Below are 21,262 nucleotides of genomic sequence, written 5' to 3'. Positions count from 1 at the left end.
CAAACGTCTGGTACGCCGCGAATGGCGATTTACTGCAATGAAGCCACGTCGTGCTCTCTACCAAGGAAGGCCGGTTGTTCGATGATGGGACTTCTGCGTGCCCTCAGCGGGCGAAGAGCGACATCCATATCCAGGCACTCAAGCCATGGGCAGGCGCGTCCCCTACGAGGGCCTCGGTCAGCCGTCCCGATCGCGCTGCTCCTGGCCAGCGGCTGCATCGGGACCGTGGGCGATCCTGACGTCGAGGCGAGAGGATCCGGCGCAGGGGGCGATTCCAGCGCGGCCGGCCCCGGCGGCCCCGGCGATCCGAGCTCCGGCGGGCCCTCCCAGGCCGCCTGCGACGACGGCGAGGTGCACCCCGGACGCGCGCCCCTGCGGCGGCTGACGCGGTTCGAATACAACAACACCGTTCGCGACCTGCTGGGCGACACGACGCAGCCAGGCTTCTCGCTGCCGAGCGAGGACCTCGGGAACGGCTTCGGCAACGACGCGGACACGCTGTCGGTCTCCAGCCTGCTCGCCGAGCAGCTCGGCACCGTGGCCGAGGGCATCGCCCAGCGCGCGACCGCGACCCCGGAGGCGCTCGCGAAGCTCGCCCCCTGCGCGGGCGAGGTGGACGCGGCCAGCGAGCTGGCGTGCGCGCGCACGATCGTCGAGCGCCTCGCCCCGCGCGCGTACCGCCGCCCCCTCGCCGATGGCGAGGTGGACGAGCTCCTCGCCCTGTACACCGCCGGGCGAGAGGACGCGACGTTCGCCGCCGGCGTCGCGACGGTGATCGAGGCGCTGCTCCAGACGCCGGACTTTCTCTATCGCATCGAATGGGGCAGCCCCGACCCCGCGCGCCCCGAGCTCCTCCGGCCGACGGGCGACGAGATGGCGACACGGCTCTCTTATCTCTTCTGGGGCACGATGCCTGACGAGGAGCTGCGTGTGGCCGCGCAGGCGGGTGAGCTCTCGACGAAGGAAGGGGTGCGCGCGCACGCCGAGCGCATGCTCGACGATCCCAGGGCGCGGCCCGTGCTCCGGTTCTTCTTCGACAACCTGCTCCCCATCAGCAACCTCGCGGATCTCGAGCGTGACGCGGAGACCTTCCCGACCTTCTCTCGCTCGATCGGCGCGCTCCTGCGCGAGGAGACACAGCGGTTTCTCGAGCACGAGATCTTCGAGGCGGACGGCACCTGGCCGTCCATCTTGACGGCCCCGTACTCGCTCATGAACGGCCCGCTCGCCCAGTTCTACGGGATCCCCGGCGTGACGGGCGACGAGTTCCGGAGGGTGGAGCTCGATACGACCCAGCGCCTCGGGCTGCTCACCCAGGCGGGCGTGATGGCCGGAACGACGCACTCGAACATGACGAACCCGGTGGTCCGCGGCTCGTTCGTGGTCCAGAAGCTGATGTGCCGCACGATCCCGCTCCCCACCGGCGAGATCCTGGAGCAGGTGAAGCCGCCGGAGCCGTACACCGGCGACACGGCGCGGCAGCGGTACAGCCAGCACAGCAGAAATCCGGTCTGCGCGGGGTGCCACCAGTTCATGGATCCGATCGGGTTCGCGTTCGAGAACTACGACGCGGTCGGGCTGTTCCGCACCACCGAGAACGACGTCGAGATCGACGCGAGCGGCTCGGTCCCGGGCACGGAGGGCACGGTGAGCGGGCCGGTCGAGCTCGTGCAGAAGCTCGCCGAGGCCGAGGAGGCGCAGAGCTGCTTCGCGACGCGCTGGACCGAGTACGCCTACGGCCTCACGCTGCGCTCCGAGGACGCGTGCACCAGGGAGGCCGTCACGACCGCCTTCAAGGCGTCCGGGTACAACGTGAAACAGCTCCTGATCGAGCTCACGCAGACGGACGCTTTCCACTACATGGATCCCCGGCAGGAGTAATGGTCATGGCAACGCATCGATTGACCCGACGTGCCGTGCTGCGAGGCGCTGGCGCCATCGCCATCGCGCTCCCCTGGCTCGAGATCATGGGCGAAGCGCGCGAGGCGCGCGCGCAGGCCGCCCCCGCCAAGCGCTTCCTCGCCGTCTACACGCCCGGCGGGACCGTGCTGGACCGCTGGCGGCCGACAGGCGACGAGACGCGCTTCACCCTGAGCCCCATCCTGGAGCCGCTCGCGCCGGTGCAGAGCCGGCTGCTCGTCGTCGACGGCCTCGACATGAAGAGCGGGATCGGCGAGCAGCACCAGGCCGGGATCATCGCCTGGCTCACGGGCACGCCCCAGGCGGGCGCCGCGGGCCGCGCCTACGGGAGCGGGCCGTCCGTCGATCAGGTGATCGCCTCGCGCATCTCCGCCGGTCAAAAGGCGAAGGCGAGCCTCCAGTTCGCGGTGCGCTGGGCCACGGGCAAATCCCACGGCCTGCTGTCGCCGATCAACGCCGTCAATTTCGAGAGCAAGGCGCCCTACAGCCCGATCCCGCCGCGCCTCGATCCGGTCGAGATCTTCACCGAGCTCTTCGGCACGCTGAACCCCGACGCGAAGGACGACGCCGCCCTGCGCCTCGCGCGAAAGCAATCGATCCTCGACTTCCTCGACCGGCGCTACGCTTCCCTGTCGGCGCGGCTCGGCGCCGCCGACAGGCAGAAGATCGACCAGCACCTGACGAAGATCCGCGAGATCGAGGAGAGCCTCAGCAAGACGCCGGTCACGACGAGCGCTTGCCGGGCGCCGATGATGGTCGACACGTCCGACTACAACCCGCGCACGGGGCTCCACGCGGACGACAACGGCGCGGTCAAGGACACCTCGACCGACGCGGCGATCCCCAAGGTCGGCAAGCTCATGATGGACATGATGGTGATGGCGCTCGCCTGCGACATCACCGCGGTCGGCACCTTGCAGTGGAGCGACACGGAGGCGAAGCACACCTTCCCGTGGCTGAACCTGAGCGAGCACCACCACTTCTACCAGCACGACGGCGGCTTCCGGCCGGCCGAGTGCGAGCGCATCTGCAACTGGTATTCGAAGCAGCACGCCTATCTCCTGCAGGAGATGGAGAAGGTCGACATGGGCGGCCACTCGCTGCTCGACGAGAGCGTCGTCTTCTTCGGCTCCGAGCTCTCGGATCCGCCGAGCCACAGGAAGAACAACATGCCGTTCTTGCTGGCCGGCGGCGGCGGGGGCCTGCGCGCCGGACGCTGGGTCCGGTACCCGAACCTCCCGCACAACAACCTGCTCGTCTCGATCCTGAACCTGTTCGGCGACGGCCGGACCACGTTCGGCGACCCGAGCCACTGCACCGGGCCGCTCACGAACTTGACGTAGCACGGAGCGACCCGTCTTCTCCACCGGCTCGATGCGACCGACGACCGCGCCGCGACCCCCTGCGTAGGCCCGGTGGCCGAGCGCGTCGTCGGCGGGAGTCGCGGACGGGCGAGGCCATGCGTCCTCCTCGGTCAGGAGGAACGCCAGCCGGTCGCGGATGCGCTGCTGGCCCTCGACCGCCTCCTGCGCCGTGAGCTCGCGGAGCACCCCGAGCACGATGACGCTCTCCCAGTCGGCGAGGCGCTGGATGGGGTCGACCTGGAAGCAGACCTCCGGGTTCTCGCGCATCATCCTGACCTTGGCGCCTTCCGCCGAGCGCAGGGTGTGCCCGTGGCGGCCCATCACGATGAGCTGGGCGTCGTCCTCTTCCGCGCACCGGAGGATCTCTTCCGCGGGAGACCCCACCCGGACGAGCGGGACGACGCGGGCCGCGTCGCCGAGCTTTGCCGGTGTGCGGCGGCGCCCGCAGCGGGCGGCGGAGCCGCCGCGTGACCTGAACATCGCCGCCGCTCGGCGCCATGGCCCGAGACATGGATGGCGCAGGATCGGTCACGAGCAGGGCCCACGCCGGCGGGCGGACCGGCGAAGCTCTACGGCGCTGGCGCCTGCCCGGCCAGGATCCCATCGAGGCGCCGGAGCACCACTTCGAGCCGCTCGATCGCCGCTTTCAGATACGCCCGGTACTCTCGATCGTCGGTGTGAACCAGCTCTTCTCTCATTCCCACGAGCCGGATCGACAGGGCGGTCCTCATGTCTTTCGCTTCGCGCTCATCGAGCTCGAAAATGAGCATCGATCTCTCCCTGGGACGGGGCGGAGCACGCTCCGTACCGCGCAGCGAGCCGCACAGGCGGCCTCCCTGGCCTCGCCCTCCTTCGCCTCGGCCGCCCTCCTGCGCGACACCCCGGCCTCGTGGCACATCACCTGCTTCGACGGCGGGGAGGGTGGGTATCGTGCGCGCCGCCGACTGGCAGGGATCTCACGCATGAGCGCGGCGGCGCCGGCAGGGGTGGCGCCCTCCGCGCGCGAGGAGGCGCGCCGCCGGATCGGGCGCTATGCCGCGCGATCCGGGTCCACGACCACCTCTACGATGTGCTCGATCGCCCGGTCATCTCGGACGCCGAGTACGATCGCCGGCGCGACGAGCTGAAGCGGCTGGAGCGACTGGACCCCAACGTGAGAGCCAGGCGGGAACCCGACGGGAACCGAGGGGCGCATGGAAAACATCGACATCGCTCGCGTCTTCGAGGAGGTGGCGGACCTGCTCGAAATCCAGGACGAGAGCCCGTTCCGCGTGCGGGCCTACCGCACCGCGGCGCGCACCCTCGGGGCGCTCGGCGAGCCCGTCGCGGGGCTCGTCGAGCGCGAGGGCGCGGGCGCGCTCACCGCCTTGCCCGGGATCGGCAAGGACCTCGCGGGCAAGATCGTCGAGCTCCTCGAGACCGGCGAGCTGTCGCTGCTGAAGGAGCTGACGGCGAAGACCCCCGAGAGCCTCGTCGGGATGATGCGGATCCCGTCGCTCGGGCCGAAGCGCGCGCGCCTGCTCCACGACAGCCTCGGCGTCGCGACGGTCGACGAGCTCGAGGAGGCCGCGCGGTCGGGTCGCCTCGTCGGCGTGCGCGGCTTCGGCGAGAAGCTCGCCGCGACGATCCTCGACGGCTGCCTGAAGCGGCGGGCGACCGCCGGGCGCGTGCGGCTCGCGGACGCCGAGGCGCAGGTCGAGCCGCTGCTCCGGCACCTCAGGGCGGCGCGCGAGGCCCTGGTCGTCGAGGTGGCCGGCAGCCTCCGGCGCCGCAAGGAGACGGTGGGCGACGTCGACATCCTCGTGTCCGCGCGGCGCGGAGAGCCGGTCGCGGCGCGCCTCCTTTCGTATCCGGAGATCAAGCAGGTGCTCGCCCGCGGCGCGACGAAGTGCTCGGTCGTGCTGCGGTCCGGGCTCCAGATCGACCTCCGCGTCGTGCCGCCGGCGTCCTACGGCGCGGCCCTCCACTACTTCACCGGCTCGAAGGCCCACAACATCGCCGTCCGCACGCTGGGCGTGGGCCGCGGGCTGAAGATCAACGAATACGGGGTCTTCCGGGGCGACCGGCGGATCGGGGGCCAGGCGGAGGAGGACGTCTTCCGCGCGGTCGGGCTGCCCTGGATCCCGCCCGAGCTGCGCGAGGACGCCGGCGAGATCGAGGCCGCGCGCGCGCGGCGGCTCCCCGAGCTCGTCGAGGTCGGCGCCATCCGGGGCGACCTCCACGTGCACACGACGTACACTGACGGGCGCGACGAGCTCGAGGCGATGGTCGAGGCGTGCGTGGCCCGCGGGTACGACTACGTGGCCATCACCGACCCCACGCGGGCGGTCCGCGTGGCGGGCGGGCTCGACGCGTCGGGGCTCCGCAGGCAGGCGCGGGCCATCGACCGGCTCCGCCGGACGATCGGCGGGATCACGATCCTGCACGGGGCCGAGGTCGACATCCTCGAGGACGGAGCGCTCGACCTCGACGACGCGGCGCTGGCGGCGCTCGATTACGTCGTCGCCAGCGTGCGCTCGAAGCTGACGATGGCGGAGCCCGACATGACGCGCCGTGTCCTCCGCGCGCTCGAGAGCCCGTTCGTGACGGCGCTCGGCCACCCGACCGGGCGCCTCCTCGGCAAGCGCGAGCCGTACGCGCTCGACCTGCCGCGGATCGCGCGCGCCGCGCGCGATCTCGGCGTGCTGCTCGAGATCAACGCGCAGCCCGAGCGCCTGGACCTCTGCGACGTCCACATCCGCCTCGCGCGAGAGGCCGGCGCGAAGCTCGTGGTCGCCACCGACGCGCACGCCGTGGCCGAGCTCGACTTCATGCGCCACGGGATCGATCAGGCGCGGCGGGGCTGGTGCGCCGCGGCCGACATCGCGAACACGGCGCCCCTCGCGGAGTTCCTGGAGCTCATCGGCAGGCGCAGGCGCGCGGCGACCGCCGCCGCGAGATCGCGCCCGGCCAGGAGCGCCGCCAGCGCGTAGGCCCCCGGAGCGGCGGCCCGAGCCGAGGCCGCAAGCGCGCGAGGCGCGCCGGCGCTCCTGGGCGTGCGCCCTCTACCGATCCAGCCCCTTGTCCTCGCACGCGCGGCCCCGGTCCAGAGGCTCGCCGTGCTCCTCTTCCTCTTCTTCCCGCGGCTCTTCGAGCGCTCCCGGGGAGAGGCCCTCGTCCGCCTGGCGACGGGAGGTTTTGAGAGGTGCTCCAGGGGGAATAGGAGGGGGAAATGCTGGGACGGCCCTCCCCCTCTCCTCTTGGCGGCCTCGGCGGCTTGGCGGTTCTTCTGCTGATCCGGGGCAACTCCCCGCAATCGTGCTAGGGCGCGCCGGTCCAGCGCAGATCGGCGATCATGGGGAGGTGGTCCGAGCCGAGGTCCGGCCCGACCCACGCGCGCTCGCTCGTCCAGCCCGGTCCGACGAGCACGTGGTCGATGCGAACACCGAACCAGCGCGTCCGCTTCGTCGCGCCGAAGCCCAGCCCGGCGCGGGAGAACGCGTTCTCGAAGCCTGCCCAGAAGCGCCGGTAGATGGCGCTGTCGACCGGCATGTTGAAGTCGCCGACGATGACCGCCGGATAGGGCGCCTCGTCGACCCACTGCCTCGCGAGCTCCGATTCCCAGGTGCGCAGCGCGATGTTCCTGTCATGCTCCTCCGCCTGCTTCCATCCGCCGTGGATCAGCGCCTCGATCGCGTCCCGCGGTGTCTCGAGGTGCAGGTGGATGAGGGAGAAGGCGCGACCCCCGGCCGGCTGCACGCTCGACGGCTCGGGTGAAGGCGCGCCCGCCGCCGCGCCGGCGCTGCGGCCGGAGGAGCTGGCCGAAGCGGCAGCGGCCGCGCGGTCCGGCAGCGCGATCGCATAGCGGAGGATGGCGCCGTGGCCGCCGGCACGCCAGACGTCGCTGCGATCCCTGGATTCGATCTTCTGGAGAGGATGCCGGCTCAGAAGGCACATCCCGCGCTCGGTGTGGACGAACCACGCCGGAAAGGCTTCTTCCAGCGACCGCGCCGGAATGCTGCACTCCTGCAGCGCGAACACGTCGGGTCGGGCCTCGGCGACGAAGCGCCCGAGGCGCCCCGGATCGAGCGCACGAGCCCCCATGTTGAAGGAGGCCACGCGCAGATCGCTCTCGCCCGTCGCCCCGACGAGCGCGCGGGGCGAGACCGAGAGCCCCAGGATGGGCCCGACCACGATCACGGACGCGACGGAGAGCGGGAGGAGGGCCCGGCGCCGCGCCGCGAGCGCGGCGGGCACGAGCACGAGGAGGGGGAGAGCGAGGAGCGCGCGCGGGCCGAAGAGGAAGAGCGTCCCGGGCCAGAAGCGGTCGCCCACGACCGGCAGGGCGAGCCAGATCGCGACGACCCCGAGGAGGTAGAGCACGGCGCCGGCGAGCACGAGCCGCCGGAGCAGCCGCCAGCGCGGCGCAGGAGCAGTAGGCCGCGCAGCAGGTGCTTGCGGCTCCGATGTCGCTCCCCTCCCCTGGTCCCTGAGCCGCATGGCTGTCCGTTCGCGGGCGTGAAGACGCCGTCTCGACGAGGAGCGGCATAGTTCACATCAGCGGCAGGCGCAACCGCCACCACTGGATAATCTGAAAGCTATCCATCGACGCCGGCGGACACGCGTCAAGCGCTGTCGGCGCCGGTGACCATGGTCGGAATCCGTGGTGGCCCGCGGTCCCCTACCCCGCGCCCTGCGATCTCGCGGAGTCCCTCCGGACCTCGGCGCCGAGGCGCCTCCGGACAGATCGGCCCCTGGAGCACCAGAGGCGCTGTCCGATACCAGACGACCGGATTCGTCGCGTCGTGACGACGCTCTCCCGCTCCGAGGCGCCCTCCAGGGCGGACCCGGACGCGGGAGGCACGATCGCCCCCATCCCGCATGCGCGCTCCTGTATAGTGGGGGCCTCACGGGAAATTCGCATGTTCTCCCTCGACAATCGTGTTCAGGAATATGCCTGGGGCTCGCGGACGGCCATCGCGGCGCTGCTCGGACAGCCGCCTTCCGACAGGCCACAGGCCGAGCTGTGGATGGGCGCCCACCCGGCCGCCTCCTCGTGCGTCGAGATCGACGGGCGGAAGGAGCGCCTGATCGACGCCATCGCCGGGCGCGCGGAGGCCTTCCTCGGCGAGCCGGTCCGCGCGCGCTTCGGCGCGCAGCTCCCGTTCCTGCTCAAGGTGCTCGCGGCCGATCAGCCGCTGTCGCTCCAGGCGCACCCGGACGAGGCGCAGGCGCGGCGCGGGTTCGACGCGGAGAACGCGGCCGGCATCCCGCTCGACGCGCCCGGGCGCACCTACCGCGATCCGCACCACAAGCCCGAGCTGCTCTGCGCGCTCACCCCGTTCGACGCGCTCTGCGGCTTCAGGCCGGCCGAGGCCCTGCGCGAGGTGCTCGAGCTCGTCGCCGGGGGCCCGGGGGACGCGCTCGTCCCGCGCGTCGCCGCGCCGATCGACGCGGCCGCGGTCGCGGGGCTCGTCCGGGGCCTGCTGGCGCTCGACCCGGCGGCGCGGCGGGAGCTCGTCGCCTCGGTGGTCGAGGCCTGCCAGACGCGCGCCCGGGGGGGCGGGTGGCTCGCGAGGCCGTGCGGCTGGGCGCTGCGCCTGCACGAGCTCTACCCGGGGGATATCGGCGTCGTCATCGCCCTGCTGCTCAACGATGTGCACCTCGAGCCGGGCGAGGCGCTGTACCTGCCGCCGCGCCGGCTGCACGCGTACGTGCGAGGGGTGGGGATCGAGATCATGGCGAGCTCCGACAACGTGCTCCGCGGCGGGCTCACGCCGAAGCACGTCGACGTCGACGAGCTCCTGCGGGTGCTCGATTTCGCGCCGTGGCGCGTGGATCCCGTCACGCCGCGCCGGGTCGGCGACGAGCTCTTCTACGACACCCCGGCGCCGGAGTTCCGGCTCTCGCGCGTCGAGCTCGAACCAGGGAGCGCGTGGCGGAGCAGCGAGCGGCGCGGGCCGGAGATCGTGCTGTGCACCCGGGGAGAGGCGACGGTGGTCGATGCGCGGGGGACTGCCCGGGATCTCCGCCAGGGCGGCTCGATCTTCGTCCCGTTCGCGTCGGGGAGCTACTCCATCGAGGGAGGTGGCCAGTTCTTCCGGGCCACCGTGGGTGGTTGAGCAGCCCCTCCGGTGAACCCCCGAAGGGCCGCACCCCCGGGGTCGTGCCGGGGCGCCGGCGCTGCTCCATCGTGCGCCGATCACCGACCTCACCAGCGCAGGGTCGCTGGGCTCACCGAAAATAGGTGAGCCACTCGAGCCCTCGATCTCCACTGCCAGGGGGACCTCTTCATGAATGGAGGACCCCTCGATGAAGATTGCGGAGTACGCTCGGCTGGCTGCGCACGTTGTCCTCGTCGCTCTCCCGCTCGCGGCGCTGGGCTGCGGACCGGATCCGGAAAAGGTCGGAGACGAGTGCGATCCTGACGATGGCTGCCCCAGCGGGCTTGTGTGTGCGCAGGGAGGCGAGCACCCTATCTGCCATGCACCCCCCGGCGCCGCCTGCGACCCAGCCGGCGCCGACTACTGCCTCGGCGATACCACCTGTGGCGAGGACGGCACATGCCGGATTCCGCTCGGAGGCTCCTGCGCCGCGGAGCTCGAGGGCTTCTGCGCGGCCGACGCCGTATGCGGCGCGGACGGCACCTGCCAGATCCCGCCGGGCGGCGCATGCGATCCAGCGGGTCCGGATCACTGCCTCGACGATGCGGTCTGCGGCAAGACGCGGGACGGCAAGGGGCTCTGCGGCATCGCCGAGGGCGGCGAGTGCGATCCGCAGCAGCCCCTGTGCGCCGGCGGGCTCACCTGCGCCGAGCTGGTCGCGGGCGGCCACGCGTGTTATCCACCCGTGCTGGCCAAGGGGGATGTGTTCGACGCGGAGACCACCTCGGGCATCGAGGGCGCGCGCGTGCTCGCGCTCGACGACCAGGCGACCGCCCTCACCGACGTGGCGACCACCGACGCCGCGGGGAGCTACGTGCTCGAGGTGCCCGTGCCCCGCACGGAGGACGGAGCGCCGATCGGCGACGTCGTCTTCACCTTGCGGGCGAGCGCGCAGGACTACCAGCCTTTCCCCGGCGGGCTCCGCACCGCGCTGCCGATCACCTCGAGCGAGGCGATATCCGGGGAGGACGGGTGGAGCATCGAGACCACGCTGACGGATATCGCGCTGATCGTGCTGCCCGAGGAGCAACGCGGGCTGCCGAGCATCTCGGGCACGGTGCTCGCGGACGAGCAATCCGGCGGCGTGCTCGTGGTGGCCGAGGACGGCAGCGGCCACGGGTTCAGCGCCGTGACGGATCGCGGCGGGGCCTACACCATCTTCAACGTGCCAGGCGGCAGTTACTCGGTGAGCGGCTACGCGGCTGGCCTGGCGCTCTCTCCGGCGAGCGCGGAGGTGGGCGACGCGGCGCTGACGGGCGTGGATCTGACGCGCTCGGAGGCGGCGCTGGGCACCCTCTCCGGCACCATCAACATCGTCGACGCGCCGGGCGGCGCGACCACCAGCGTCGTGCTCGCGGTGGCGTCCACGTTCAACGATACCTTCGTGCGAGGGGAGGTGCCGCGCGGGCTGCGCACGCCGCTCAGCGGGCCGCCCAGCGTGAGCGGCGAGTTCAGCATCTCCGGCGTCCCCGCGGGGAAGTACGTGGTGCTGGCCGCGTTCGAGAACGACGATCTGGTGCGCGATCCCGACCCCAACATCGCCGGCACGCAGCTCGTCACCATCGAGATGCCGGGCCCCGGCGAGGACATCGCTTTGCCCACCTCGTTCAAGATCACCGAAGCGCTGCGGGTGATCGGCCCGGGCGCGACGGATGCCGAGGCGGTGACGAGCGCGCCCACGCTCCGGTGGGAAGACGATGCCAGCGAGGACTTCTATACCGTGGTCGTCTACAACGCCTACGGTGAGCTCGTATGGTGCCTGGCGGACGACGAGGGGTGCGCCGGACCGAGCATCCCGGGCGCGAGCGGCGGGGGCGAGATCTCGGTCGAGTATGGCGGCCCGCTGGATCCGGGCATGTATTACCAGTTCCGCGTGACCTCGTGGCGCGCCCCGGGCGGAAGCCCGGGACCGATCTCGACGACCGAGGATCTGCGGGGCGTGTTCTACGTCGCGGGCCAATAATCACGGTCATTCCGCTCGCTCGACCTCGGCGTCGCCCGGCATTCCGGCGCCGGCGATCCGCGCGACGGTCCGAGGTCGACCGGGGCCACGTCGAAATCGTGCGCGGGAGCCCCGTGATGCCCGCCGGCGAGCGCTGGCACCAGCGGCGGCCTGATCTGGCCATCTCCAGCAGGGATCCATCGCCCAATGTCGCTCGCAGCCGAGTGGGGCTCGGCCGGAACACCCGGTGCCCCATCTCGGCTGCGCCGCCGGCTCGGGCGACCGCGTCCTCGTGGCGCGCCTCGGCAGCGCGCGCGAACGCTGAACGGGCGGAGCCAGCGATCGCTCTCCGCGCCTTGGGCTCGGAGATGGCCGCATCGGACGCACACCAAAACGTGACGCAACCGTCGCACGGTCGCGCGCTGGTGCACGATAGCACCCCTCGCCGCCATCACGCACACGCCATGACCGTCCTGGCGGCAAGGAGCAATGATTCCGATGAGATCCGCTCGATTCGCCTTCATTCCAGCCTCGCTGTTGTCCCTGGCCACCGGGTGCTCGCAGCACGGCACCGAGGTCGTGCACGCGCTGTCGCAGGCGACGTCCGGGCCGCCGATCGTCGACGCGCGCGTCGAGACGGCCGCGCTGCACAGCTACGACGATGCTCCTCGCACGCCGGACTCGGATGACCCTGCCATCTGGGTGAGCCCCGACGATCCGGGCGACAGCCTCGTCATCGGGGTGCTGAAGGACGCCGGCCTCCAGGTCCATGACCTGCAAGGGAACGTCCTGCAAACGATCCTGCCGCCGAACCGGCCGGCGGTCACCGCGCAAGATCCGCCGGCGCCCGGCCCCCACCCCGAGAGCGGGACCACGGCGTGCCCTGACAGCGCGTCGGGCGAGACCTACGGTCGCTTCAACAACGTCGACGTGCAGTACGGCTTCAAGCTGATCAAGGAGAGCGGCGCGAAGGAGAAGATCGACATCGCCGTGGTCACCGACCGGGGTTGCGACCGGCTCCGGATCTATGCCATCAAGCCGACGAGCCCGGGCGGTCCCCTCATCGACATCACGGCATCGGCCGCGCCGCGCGTCTTCCCGAGCCAGCTCGTCCAGCCGTCCTCGCTCCAGCCAACCGGCGTGTCGCCCGGGGTGTACAGCAACGATCTCGACGACCAGAACACCGCCTACGGCCTCACGCTCTACCGCCCCGAGGACAGCGACGATGGATACCGCGCCTTCGTGAGCCAGCGCAATCGCAGCGCGGTCGCCGAGCTCGAGCTGTACGCCGCCGGAGACGGCAAGGTCTCGTACAGCAGGGTGCGCGAGTACCGGTTCAACCCGGTCTTCACCATCCCCGGGACGAGCCCCTGGAGCCCGCCGATCCAGTGGACGCCCTGCCGCGAGGAGCCCGAGAGCGATCCGCAGTTCGAGGGGCTGGTCGTCGATCAGCAACGGGGCGTGCTGTTCGCCGCGCAGGAGGTGGTCGGCGTCTGGCGCGTGCCGCTCAGCGATGCGCTGCCCGCGACCGTCAACGTATCGCCGACCCGGTTGATCGAGGAGGTCCGCTCGTTCGGCGCGCCGTGGTGGGCTGTCCCCGACGACGGCGAGTACGCCTGCGAGGACTCGGCGCCCGGTACCCCGGTCTCCGGGACGATCGCGGCGCCCGGCAACCCCTGGGCGGGAGGGAGCCACCTGGAGAGGGACGTCGAGGGTCTCGCGATCTACTATGGCGACGACGAGGACGGGTATCTGCTCGTCTCGAGCCAGGGAGACGACACGTTTCATGCCTACGACCGGAGCGACCCGTCGGATCACGTCGCCGCGTTCCAGGTCGAGGACACGGGCGAGACCGACGGCCACGACGTCGTGAACGTGCCTCTCGGCGGCGACTTCCCGTACGGTCTCTTCGTGGTGCAGAACGGGAAGGCGGGCGGACCCGCGTCGGAGGCCCCGATCAACGGCTTCGACTATGACGGCTCTACCCAGTTCAAGCTCCTCGGCTGGGAGGACCTCGCGGACGAGCTCGATCTCGACGTGGACGAGGACGACTACGATCCTCGCGACCCGCACGACGACTGACGCGCGACCCGACCCAGGTTGACGACCCGACCCAGGTTGACGGCGACCTGACCCAGGTTGAGGAGTCGGCAGCGGATGGGCAGCGGCGACCCGACCCAGTTGGCGGCGGGGGGGGGCGACCCGACCCAGGTTGGCGGCGGGCGGCGAGCCGACCCAGGTTGGTCCGCCTCGCACGGCTTCGCGCGCGCTCTCGATCGGATTCACCTGATCCATGCTCCCAGGCGACGCCGAGGCTCCGCATACAAACTTGTCCGACTCCGGCCAACCAGCCGCGGCTCCCCGACAGCCCGAGGCTCGCGAGGTGATTACGCGAGGACTGCGCTCTCCTCGACACGAACCCCATGGAGCACGCGCATACACCAAGTACCAACAGGAAACACGGCGCTGCGCACACCCGCACGCCAGCTCGCGAGCGCGTCGCGGTATGCCGCACGAAAGGCGCGTACCGCGTCAGCGGCAAGCTGCCATGCCTCCGGCTGCTGCCGACCCACGGCGAACGTGGGGTTGCGCTCGCGCGCCGGCTCGAAGCTCGTCGCACGGCGGTAGGGCGAGACCTCGCCCGCGCGCACGGGACCGAGGACGCCCGAGCCCTGCCGTTGCATCGCCATGCGCGCCTGCTCCTCCTGTCCCTCGAGCTCCACAGCCACCTCCTCGCGGAAGCGGTCAGCGTCCTCCTGGGCGATTCCCGGTGGTAGCGTGAGCGCAAGCGTCGCCTCGTCCGGCCACCGGGGGTTGGTCGGGTCGAAGTACACGTCGGGGCGCATGGCGCGCAGCACCCCGCAGCCCAGCTCGTCCACAAGCACCTTGGCGCCCGACCAGTCGCACGCTCGACTGACCAGCCCCGCGACGACCGGATTGGCCAGGGTGTAGGCGACCTTCTCCACCACGGCCGCTGGCGTCATCAGGCGCACAACGCTGGTTGGTTCGTGATCCCACACCGGACCCTCCCAGGCGCGCAGCACCTTGGTACCGAGCGCGACGAGGCGATGGAAAAATTGCAAGAAGCGCGGAAGAACGCCGTCGACGTCGGTGATGACAAGGTGAAGGTGAGTGGACATGACACACAGCGCGTGGACCTGGACACCGAAGCGGCGCGCCGAGACGGCGAGTGAATACAGCACGAGCTGGGAGATGGCGGCGTCGGGACGCAAGAGCATGTGCCGGCGCAGAGCGCGGCGGGTGAGTAGGTAGGTGGCGCCGGGGACGATCGAGCGGGGCTGGCTCATGGTCCACGGGTATCAACAAACGCTGTGCCAGATGCGGACGGCTGGGATTTCGGCAACTTGAGCGCCGAGGGACGTGGCGGCCGCCACCCGCTCGCCAGGCAACCGCCAGCCATAGTCAAGTTGGGTCACCCTGCCGCGCGGGTCACCCAACCTCGCGGGTCACCCAACCTCGGTCGGGTCACCCAACCTCGGTCGCGTGGTCACCCAACCAGGGTCAACACGCAACCATGGTCGTTCGCTTCCAACCACGGTCAGGTCCGGTCAACCACGGTCGGGTCCGGATCGCCAACCAACGGTCGGGTCCGGATCGCCAACCACGGTCGGACGCCCACCAACCACGGTCGGGTCGGGACGCCGGACGCCCCAACCACGGTCGGGTCGGGACGCCGGTCGGTCGGGTCGGGACGCCGGTCGACGGTCGGGTCGGGACGCCGGTCGGGTCGGGACGCCGGTCGCCGTGGCCGAGCGGCACGCGCGGTGTCCTGGGCCGCAAAGGCCGCCGGCCGGAAATGCTATCCTCGCCCCGTGCTGCCCTCCTACGATCTCACCGCCATCACGGCCCGCCTCGCAGGGCGCGACGCCGCGCTCGACGCGCTCACGCAGGAGCGCCAGGCCGCGGTCGCGGCGATCCTGCGCGCGCCGGCCCGGCCTCCGGGCGCGGGGCGAACGCCCGCGGTGCAGGTGCGGCCCGGGGAAGCCGAGCTCCTCCTGATCCGCCGGGCCGAACGCCGCGGCGACCCGTGGTCGGGGCACATGGCCCTCCCGGGCGGGCGGCGCGACCCGGTGGACGAGCACCTGCTCGCCACCGCGATCCGCGAGACGCACGAGGAGGTGGGGATCGACCTCGTCGAGAATGGTACTCTGCTCACGCGCCTGCCCGACGTCCCCGCCGTCGTGCGCGGGCGGCGCGTCGGGATGATCATCGCCCCCTTCGTGTTCGCCCTGCGCTCCACGCCCGAGCTCACCCTGAGCGACGAGGTGGCCGAGGCGCTCTGGACACCGCTCGGGCCGCTCGCTCGTGGCGAGTGTTCGTCGACCTACAGGTACACGCACGAGGGGAATGTCCTCGATCTACCGTGCTTGCTCGTGGACGAGCGGATCGTCTGGGGGCTGACCTATCTCATGCTGGAGCAGCTCTTCGACGTGCTCCACGCGTGAGCGGCCATGCGCCAGCGACTCGCCGGAATACCCCATCGGTCGTGACGACACCGCCCGCGCCGACCTACTTTCCCCCTTGCCCGGCTCGATCGCGCCATGATAGGTCTCGGCGACCTGGGGCTCGGGGGTGGGCCGGCTGCGCGACAGGCCGAGGCATGCTGTCCGCCATCCTGCGTCTGTCCCCATCTTCCACGGTCAGCCCTCGTCGTCGCACGGCTGTTGCCCCGCTCCGCCCTCGTCCGTACGGTCGAGGAGGGGCGCTCTCCGTCTCGTGCGCCAGCCCGCCTGCCGGCGCGGCGCTCTCTCGACATCGGCGATGCTCACCCTACCCAGCTACCACTCCGTCATCCATTTCGACACGAGGGGCGACTCCGCCCGCTACCGCGCCATTCGCGCGAGCGACGGCGCCCCGGTCATGCTCAAGGTGCTCGACGCCGGCGCCTCGCGCGTCGTGGATCGCGCCCGCCTCAAGCACGAGTACAAGCACATCGCGCGCATCGAGTCCGAGCGCGTCGTCAAGGTCCATGGCGTGGAGGAGCACGACGGGGGCCTCGTCCTGGTCCTCGAGGACACGACCGGAGAGGAGCTCGGGTGCTTCCTCGCGGCGCGCGGCAGGCTCGATGTCGCGAGGTGCCTCGATCTCGTGGTCTCCATGGCCGAGGCCGTGCGCGTGCTGCACGGGCACGCGATCGTGCACGGCGCCATCGGGCCGAAGAGCTTCCTCGTCACCGGCGACGATCAAGCCCGGATCCTGAACTACGGGGTCGACGCCGCGGTCACGCACGAGGTCGAGTCGCTCTACAGCGATGCGGTCGTGTCCGACGTGCTCCCCTACCGCTCGCCCGAGCAGACCGGCCGGATGAACCGCAGCGTCGACCACCGCTCGGATCTCTACTCGCTCGGCGTGCTGTTCTACCGGATGCTCACCGGGCGGCTGCCCTTCGAGGCGATCGACCCGCTCGAGCTCATCCACGCCCACATCGCCCTCATCCCCGAGCACCCCACGTCGCGGCGCGCCGACGTGCCCGCCCCGCTCGGCGATGTGGTCATGAAGCTGCTCGAGAAGAACGCGGAGGATCGTTATCAGTCCGCGAGCGGCCTCCTCGCCGATCTGCACGAGTGCAAGCGGCGCCTCGCCGAAGGCCGCCTCGACCGCTTCGAGCTCGGCCAGCGCGACGCCGCGTACCTGCTCCAGATCCACCAGAAGCTCTACGGTCGCGAGGAGAGCATCCAGCGCCTCACGGACGCCTTTCTCGGCGTCCTCCGCGGCGCGCGCAAGGTCGTCCTCGTCTCCGGCTACTCGGGCATCGGCAAGTCGTCCCTGGTGCAGGAGATCCTGAAGCCCCTCGCGCGCGAGAAGGGCTATTACATCAGCGGCAAGTACGACCAGTACAACCGGGACCGGCCCCTCGGCCCGGTGCTCCAGGCGTTCGACGCGCTGCTCCGGCAGATCCTGTCCGAGAGCGAGGAGCGGATCGCCCGCTGGCGAGCGGCGATGCTCCAGGGGCTCGGGAGCAACGCGCAGGTCGTCTGCGAGGTCCTCCCGGCGCTCGAGTACCTCATCGGCGCGCAGCCGCCCGTGCCCGCCCTCGGCCCCGTCGAGGCGCAGAACCGCCTGAACCTCACCTTCCAGCGCTTCGTCTCGGTCTTCACGGGGCAAGGGCGCCCCATCGTCCTCTTCCTCGACGATCTCCAGTGGATCGACGCCGCGAGCCTGAGCCTCGTCAACGCGCTGCTCGAGGGCGACGGGCTCGGGGCCTTCTTCTTCTGCGGCGCCTACCGCGACAACGAGGTGAGCTCCGCCCACCCCTTCATCCGCGCCGTCGACGACCTCCGCAAGGGCGGCGTCGAGATCGAGCCGATCGTGCTCGACGCGCTGGAGCTCCCGCACGTCACGGCGCTCATCCAGGACAGCCTCGGGCGCTCGGACGGCGGGCAGCTCGCGGCGCTCGTCCTGAAGAAGACCGGCGGGAACCCGTTCTTCATCAAGCGCTTCCTCAAATCGATCCACGACAGCGGCGCGCTCTCCTTCGACGAGGCCGGCCGCTGGTCGTGGGACCTCGCCGCGATAAGCGCCCTCGAGTACACCGATAACGTCCTCGACCTCATGGCGAGCAACATCCGCCGCCTGCCCGCGCCCACGCAGGACGCGCTCCGGCTCGCGGCGGCCCTCGGCAACCGCTTCGATCTGGGCACGCTCTCGACCATCAGCGGGTGCTCCGTCGACGAGCTCTATGGGCGCGTCGAGCCGGCGCTCAAGGAAGAGCTCATCGCGAGCGACGGCGCGTGCCACCGCTTCGTCCACGACAAGATCCAGGAGGCCGCCTACTCGATGATCCCCGTCGAGGAGCGGCCGGGCCTCCACCACCGCATCGGCGTGCTCCTGCGCGACGCGCTCGGGGCCGACGCGCAGGCGCTCTTCGACGTCGTGAACCACCTGAACCGCGCCGGCGACCTCATCCGCGATCCCAAAGAGCGCCTCGAGCTCTCGCGGATGAACCTCCGCGCGGCCGAGCGGGCCGAGGAGAGCGCCGCCTTCGACGCCGCGGCCAAGTACCTGACCGAGGGCATCGCGCGGCTCCCGGACGAGCCCTGGGCGACCGAGTACGATCTCGCCTTCGCGCTCATCACGAAGATGGGCCTCATGCAGGCGCTCACCGGCCGCCCCGACGACGCCCTCGCCACGCTGGCCCAGGCCGTCGTCCACGCGAGGAGCCGGATCGACGCGACCCGGGCCCACCGGCTCAAGGTCAAGGTGCATATCCTCAAGGCCGATCTGCACGCCGCCCTCGCCGAGGGGCTCGTGGCGTTGCGCGCCTTCGGGATCGATCTCCCGCCCTTCCCCTCGGACGAGGCGGTCGCCGGCGACGTCGAGGCGACGCTGAGGTTCCTCGGGGACCGCTCGATGGAGTCGCTCTGCGATCTCCCCCGCCTCGAGGACCCCGAGCTCGCCGTCCTGCACAGCGTGCTCGAGGAGATGATCTCGTCCTGCTACTTCCTCGCGAGCAACAACTTCGGCTTCTGCGTGATGAAGATCCTCCGGGACACCGTGCAATACGGCGTCTCGCAGAGCTCGGTCTTCGCCTATGTCTGCTTCGGCCAGATGCTGTGCGTCAGCGGCCGCATCGAGCTCGGGTACGCCTTCGGCGAGGCCGCGGTCGAGCTCAACCGGCGCTATCCGGACAGGCGGAACGATCCCATCCTCGCCTGCATGTGGGGCGCCTTCGTCCAGCACTGGAGGACGAGCTACGCGAAGGGGCGAGAGATCCTGCTCTCCGGCATCCACGCCGGCGTGGAGACGGGGCAGTACGTCTGGACCTTCTACTGCATGACCAACGCGAACACGGCCAGCCTCCTCCTCGGCTTGCCCCTCGCCGAGATCAAGGCTGAGTCGCGCTCGCTCCTCCCCCTGCGGAGGTACGACCGGTGGAACATCATCACCTGGATGGTCACCGCCGTCGGTCAGCTCTGCGAGCACCTCATGAGCCCGGATCCGGGCCCGACGCACCTCGCCGGCGAGTGGATCCAGATCGACGAGATCATCGACGCCGCGGTCCAGATCAACAACCAGGCCTCGCTCTTCTTCACCATCTTTTACCGCCTCCTCCTGCGCCTGTTCCAGGGCGATTACCCGGCGGCGGCGGCGCTCGCCTACGACGCGAACCCCAGCATCATGGGCATCGCGGGCTGGCACGGCAATCCTCCGTTCCACTTCTACGGGGGTGTCGCCCTGCTCCAGGCGGCCGACAGCGTGGACGCGGAGACCCGGGCGAGGTACCTCGAGAAGGCCCGCGCATTCGGCGAGCGGGTCGCCTTCTGGGCCAGCCACGCGCCCGACAACATGAGGCACCGCGACCTCCTGCTCGCGGCCGAGCTCGCGCGCGTGAGCGGCGACGTGCGGAGGGCCGTGGACCTCTACGACGAGGGCATCCGCGCGGCGGACCAGGGCGGCTACCTGCACGACGTCGCGCTCGGCAACGAGCTCTGCGCGCGCTGCTACCTCGGCCTCGGGAGGACCACGATCGCGCGCGCCTACATGATCGAGGCCCACGCCCGGTATGCGCGCTGGGGCGCGACGAGCGCCATGACCCGCCTCGAGCGCGCCTATCCCGATCTCCTGCGGCGCGAGGCGCCGGCCGTCTCCAGCGCGCCGCGGGTCGTCCGGGAGGACCTCGACCTCCGCAGCGTGCTCAAGGCCTCCCAGGCCCTCGCCGGGGAGATCGTCCTGCCCCGGCTGCTCGAGGCGCTGATGCGCATCATGCTCGAGAACGCCGGCGCGCGCCGCGGCTTCCTGATCCTGAAGAGCGAGGGTCGCCTCACCATCGAGGCCGCCGGCGACGTCGCGGGCGACCGCATCGAGCGGATCGACTCGGCGCCCCTGGGCTCCCGCGCCGATCTGGCCGCCAGCGTGATCCAGTATGTCGCGCGGACCGAGGAGAGCGTCGTCATCGACGACGCCCCGAGCCACCCCTCCTTCGCCTCCGACCCCTATGTCCGGGCCGCGCAGCCGAGGTCGCTGCTCGCCTCGCCCATCCATCATCAGGGGCGGGTCATCGGGATCGTGTACCTGGAGAACGCGCTCACCTGCGCGGCCTTCACGCGCGATCGCGTCGAGCTCATCGGGCTGCTCTCGTCCCAGGTCGCCGTCTCGCTGGAGAACGCCCGCCTCTTCGCGCAGCTCGAGGAGAAGGTGGAGGCCCGCACGGCCGAGCTCCGCGCGGCGCACGCCGAGCTCGGCCAGCTCTACGCCGCGCGGGAGCGCGAGCAGGAGGAGCGGATGCTGGAGCAGCGCGCCCTCATCGAGCAGCAGCGCGAGATGATCCACGCCCTCTCCGCCCCCATCCTCCAGGTCTGGGACGGCGTCCTGGCCGTGCCGCTCATCGGCGCCCTGGACCGCGGGCGCGCGGACGAGCTGATGCACAGCCTGCTGCAGGCCGTCGCGCGCGGCGAGGTCCGCTTCGCCCTGCTCGACACGACGGGCGTGGAGACCATCGACGAGGCCGTGGCCGATCACCTCGTCCGCATCGTGCGCGCCGTCGAGCTGCTGGGTGTGCGGGCGATCATCACCGGGATCCGCCCTGCGGTCGCCCGGACCATGACCTCGCTCGACATCGACCTGCGCGCGCTCGGCACGCACGCCACCCTGCGCGAGGCGCTCAAGTTCTGCATGCGGAGCCTCGCGGCCAGGCCGGGGTGACCGGCGGGGCGCCCGCGCTCTCGCGACCGCGACCACGAGGAGGAGCTGCCCATCTCGACGCGCGCAGCACGCGTGAGGAGGCGTCCACCCGGTCAGGCGTTGTCACGTGACATGTCACCCCATGTCACGTGACAACCGTGACAGGTCACGATAGCCCCGATGCCGCCTCGACCTGCGGGACGCGCGCTGAGCGCCTCGTCCTCGCCCGTGCCTCGCGCGACCGGCGCGGC

General features: G+C 71.2%; 11 protein-coding genes and 2 pseudogenes. 9 read left to right on the top strand and 4 right to left on the bottom strand.

Features of this window, described 5'->3' with window-relative positions; all coding sequences use genetic code 11:
- Window positions 1-225 precede the first annotated feature (225 nt).
- Together WMF31_RS15105 and WMF31_RS15100 are read left to right on the top strand one after the other, a co-directional pair.
- Window positions 226-1,881, top strand: a complete 1,656-nt coding sequence (locus tag WMF31_RS15105) for a DUF1592 domain-containing protein (protein ID WP_436602620.1) — start codon at window positions 226-228, stop codon at window positions 1,879-1,881.
- Between the two features lie 5 nt (window positions 1,882-1,886).
- A complete protein-coding gene (locus WMF31_RS15100; protein WP_436602619.1) occupies window positions 1,887-3,263 on the top strand; it encodes a DUF1552 domain-containing protein in 1,377 nt (458 codons plus the stop codon).
- A gap of 375 nt (window positions 3,264-3,638) precedes the next feature.
- Here the strand turns inward: WMF31_RS15100 and WMF31_RS15095 are convergent.
- Together WMF31_RS15095 and WMF31_RS15090 are read right to left on the bottom strand one after the other, a co-directional pair.
- Window positions 3,639-3,764, bottom strand: a pseudogene (locus WMF31_RS15095) (hypothetical protein); the annotation flags it as partial.
- A gap of 89 nt (window positions 3,765-3,853) precedes the next feature.
- Window positions 3,854-4,054, bottom strand: coding sequence for a hypothetical protein (locus tag WMF31_RS15090; RefSeq protein WP_436602618.1), 201 nt, complete (start codon window positions 4,052-4,054; stop codon window positions 3,854-3,856).
- A gap of 119 nt (window positions 4,055-4,173) precedes the next feature.
- Between WMF31_RS15090 and WMF31_RS15085 the strand changes: the two are divergent.
- Both WMF31_RS15085 and polX read left to right on the top strand, forming a co-directional pair.
- Window positions 4,174-4,425, top strand: a pseudogene (locus WMF31_RS15085) (DNA ligase LigA-related protein); the annotation flags it as partial.
- Window positions 4,426-4,477: 52 nt separating this feature from the next.
- The gene (gene polX / locus WMF31_RS15080) at window positions 4,478-6,256 is read left to right on the top strand and encodes a DNA polymerase/3'-5' exonuclease PolX (RefSeq protein ID WP_436602617.1); all 1,779 of its coding nucleotides are present in this window, start codon (window positions 4,478-4,480) and stop codon (window positions 6,254-6,256) included.
- Window positions 6,257-6,584: 328 nt separating this feature from the next.
- Here the strand turns inward: polX and WMF31_RS15075 are convergent, their stop codons facing one another.
- Window positions 6,585-7,763, bottom strand: coding sequence for an endonuclease/exonuclease/phosphatase family protein (locus tag WMF31_RS15075; RefSeq protein ID WP_436602616.1), 1,179 nt, complete (start codon window positions 7,761-7,763; stop codon window positions 6,585-6,587).
- Between the two features lie 422 nt (window positions 7,764-8,185).
- Between WMF31_RS15075 and manA the strand changes: the two genes are divergently transcribed.
- The 3 genes from manA to WMF31_RS15060 all read left to right on the top strand — a co-directional run bounded on the left by manA (window position 8,186) and on the right by WMF31_RS15060 (window position 13,451).
- Window positions 8,186-9,385, top strand: a complete 1,200-nt coding sequence (manA, locus tag WMF31_RS15070; RefSeq protein ID WP_436602615.1) for a mannose-6-phosphate isomerase, class I — start codon at window positions 8,186-8,188, stop codon at window positions 9,383-9,385.
- Window positions 9,386-9,575: 190 nt separating this feature from the next.
- Window positions 9,576-11,390, top strand: coding sequence for a hypothetical protein (locus WMF31_RS15065; protein WP_436602614.1), 1,815 nt, complete (start codon window positions 9,576-9,578; stop codon window positions 11,388-11,390).
- Between the two features lie 477 nt (window positions 11,391-11,867).
- Window positions 11,868-13,451, top strand: a complete 1,584-nt coding sequence (locus tag WMF31_RS15060; RefSeq protein WP_436602613.1) for a phytase — start codon at window positions 11,868-11,870, stop codon at window positions 13,449-13,451.
- A 305-nt stretch (window positions 13,452-13,756) separates the two neighbouring features.
- Here the strand turns inward: WMF31_RS15060 and WMF31_RS15055 are convergent, their stop codons facing one another.
- A complete protein-coding gene (locus tag WMF31_RS15055; protein WP_436602612.1) occupies window positions 13,757-14,677 on the bottom strand; it encodes a transposase in 921 nt (306 codons plus the stop codon).
- A 525-nt stretch (window positions 14,678-15,202) separates the two neighbouring features.
- On the opposite strand from WMF31_RS15055, the gene WMF31_RS15050 reads away from it, so the two are divergent.
- Entirely contained in the window at window positions 15,203-15,835 is a 633-nt protein-coding gene (locus WMF31_RS15050) for an NUDIX hydrolase (RefSeq protein ID WP_436602611.1), read from the top strand.
- Window positions 15,836-16,151: 316 nt separating this feature from the next.
- Window positions 16,152-21,032: an AAA family ATPase gene (locus WMF31_RS15045; RefSeq protein ID WP_436602610.1), complete on the top strand. Its 4,881-nt coding sequence runs from the start codon at window positions 16,152-16,154 to the stop codon at window positions 21,030-21,032.
- The last annotated feature ends 230 nt before the right edge of the window (window positions 21,033-21,262 follow it).

This window comes from Sorangium sp. So ce1036, from assembly GCF_051369805.1.
GTDB classification, from domain to species: domain Bacteria; phylum Myxococcota_A; class Polyangia; order Polyangiales; family Polyangiaceae; genus Sorangium; species Sorangium cellulosum_F.
Note: the sequence above shows the minus strand (reverse complement) of the source record. Positions and strands in the feature narration are given on the sequence as shown.

Coding starts and splice junctions, on each gene's coding strand:
- WMF31_RS15100 (WP_436602619.1), top strand. CDS start 1,887: ATGGCAACGCATCGATTGACCCGACGTGCCGTGCTGCGAGGCGCTGGC.
- WMF31_RS15090 (WP_436602618.1), bottom strand. CDS start 4,054: ATGCTCATTTTCGAGCTCGATGAGCGCGAAGCGAAAGACATGAGGACC.
- polX (WP_436602617.1), top strand. CDS start 4,478: ATGGAAAACATCGACATCGCTCGCGTCTTCGAGGAGGTGGCGGACCTG.
- WMF31_RS15075 (WP_436602616.1), bottom strand. CDS start 7,763: ATGCGGCTCAGGGACCAGGGGAGGGGAGCGACATCGGAGCCGCAAGCA.
- manA (WP_436602615.1), top strand. CDS start 8,186: ATGTTCTCCCTCGACAATCGTGTTCAGGAATATGCCTGGGGCTCGCGG.
- WMF31_RS15065 (WP_436602614.1), top strand. CDS start 9,576: ATGAAGATTGCGGAGTACGCTCGGCTGGCTGCGCACGTTGTCCTCGTC.
- WMF31_RS15060 (WP_436602613.1), top strand. CDS start 11,868: ATGAGATCCGCTCGATTCGCCTTCATTCCAGCCTCGCTGTTGTCCCTG.
- WMF31_RS15055 (WP_436602612.1), bottom strand. CDS start 14,677: ATGAGCCAGCCCCGCTCGATCGTCCCCGGCGCCACCTACCTACTCACC.
- WMF31_RS15045 (WP_436602610.1), top strand. CDS start 16,152: ATGCTCACCCTACCCAGCTACCACTCCGTCATCCATTTCGACACGAGG.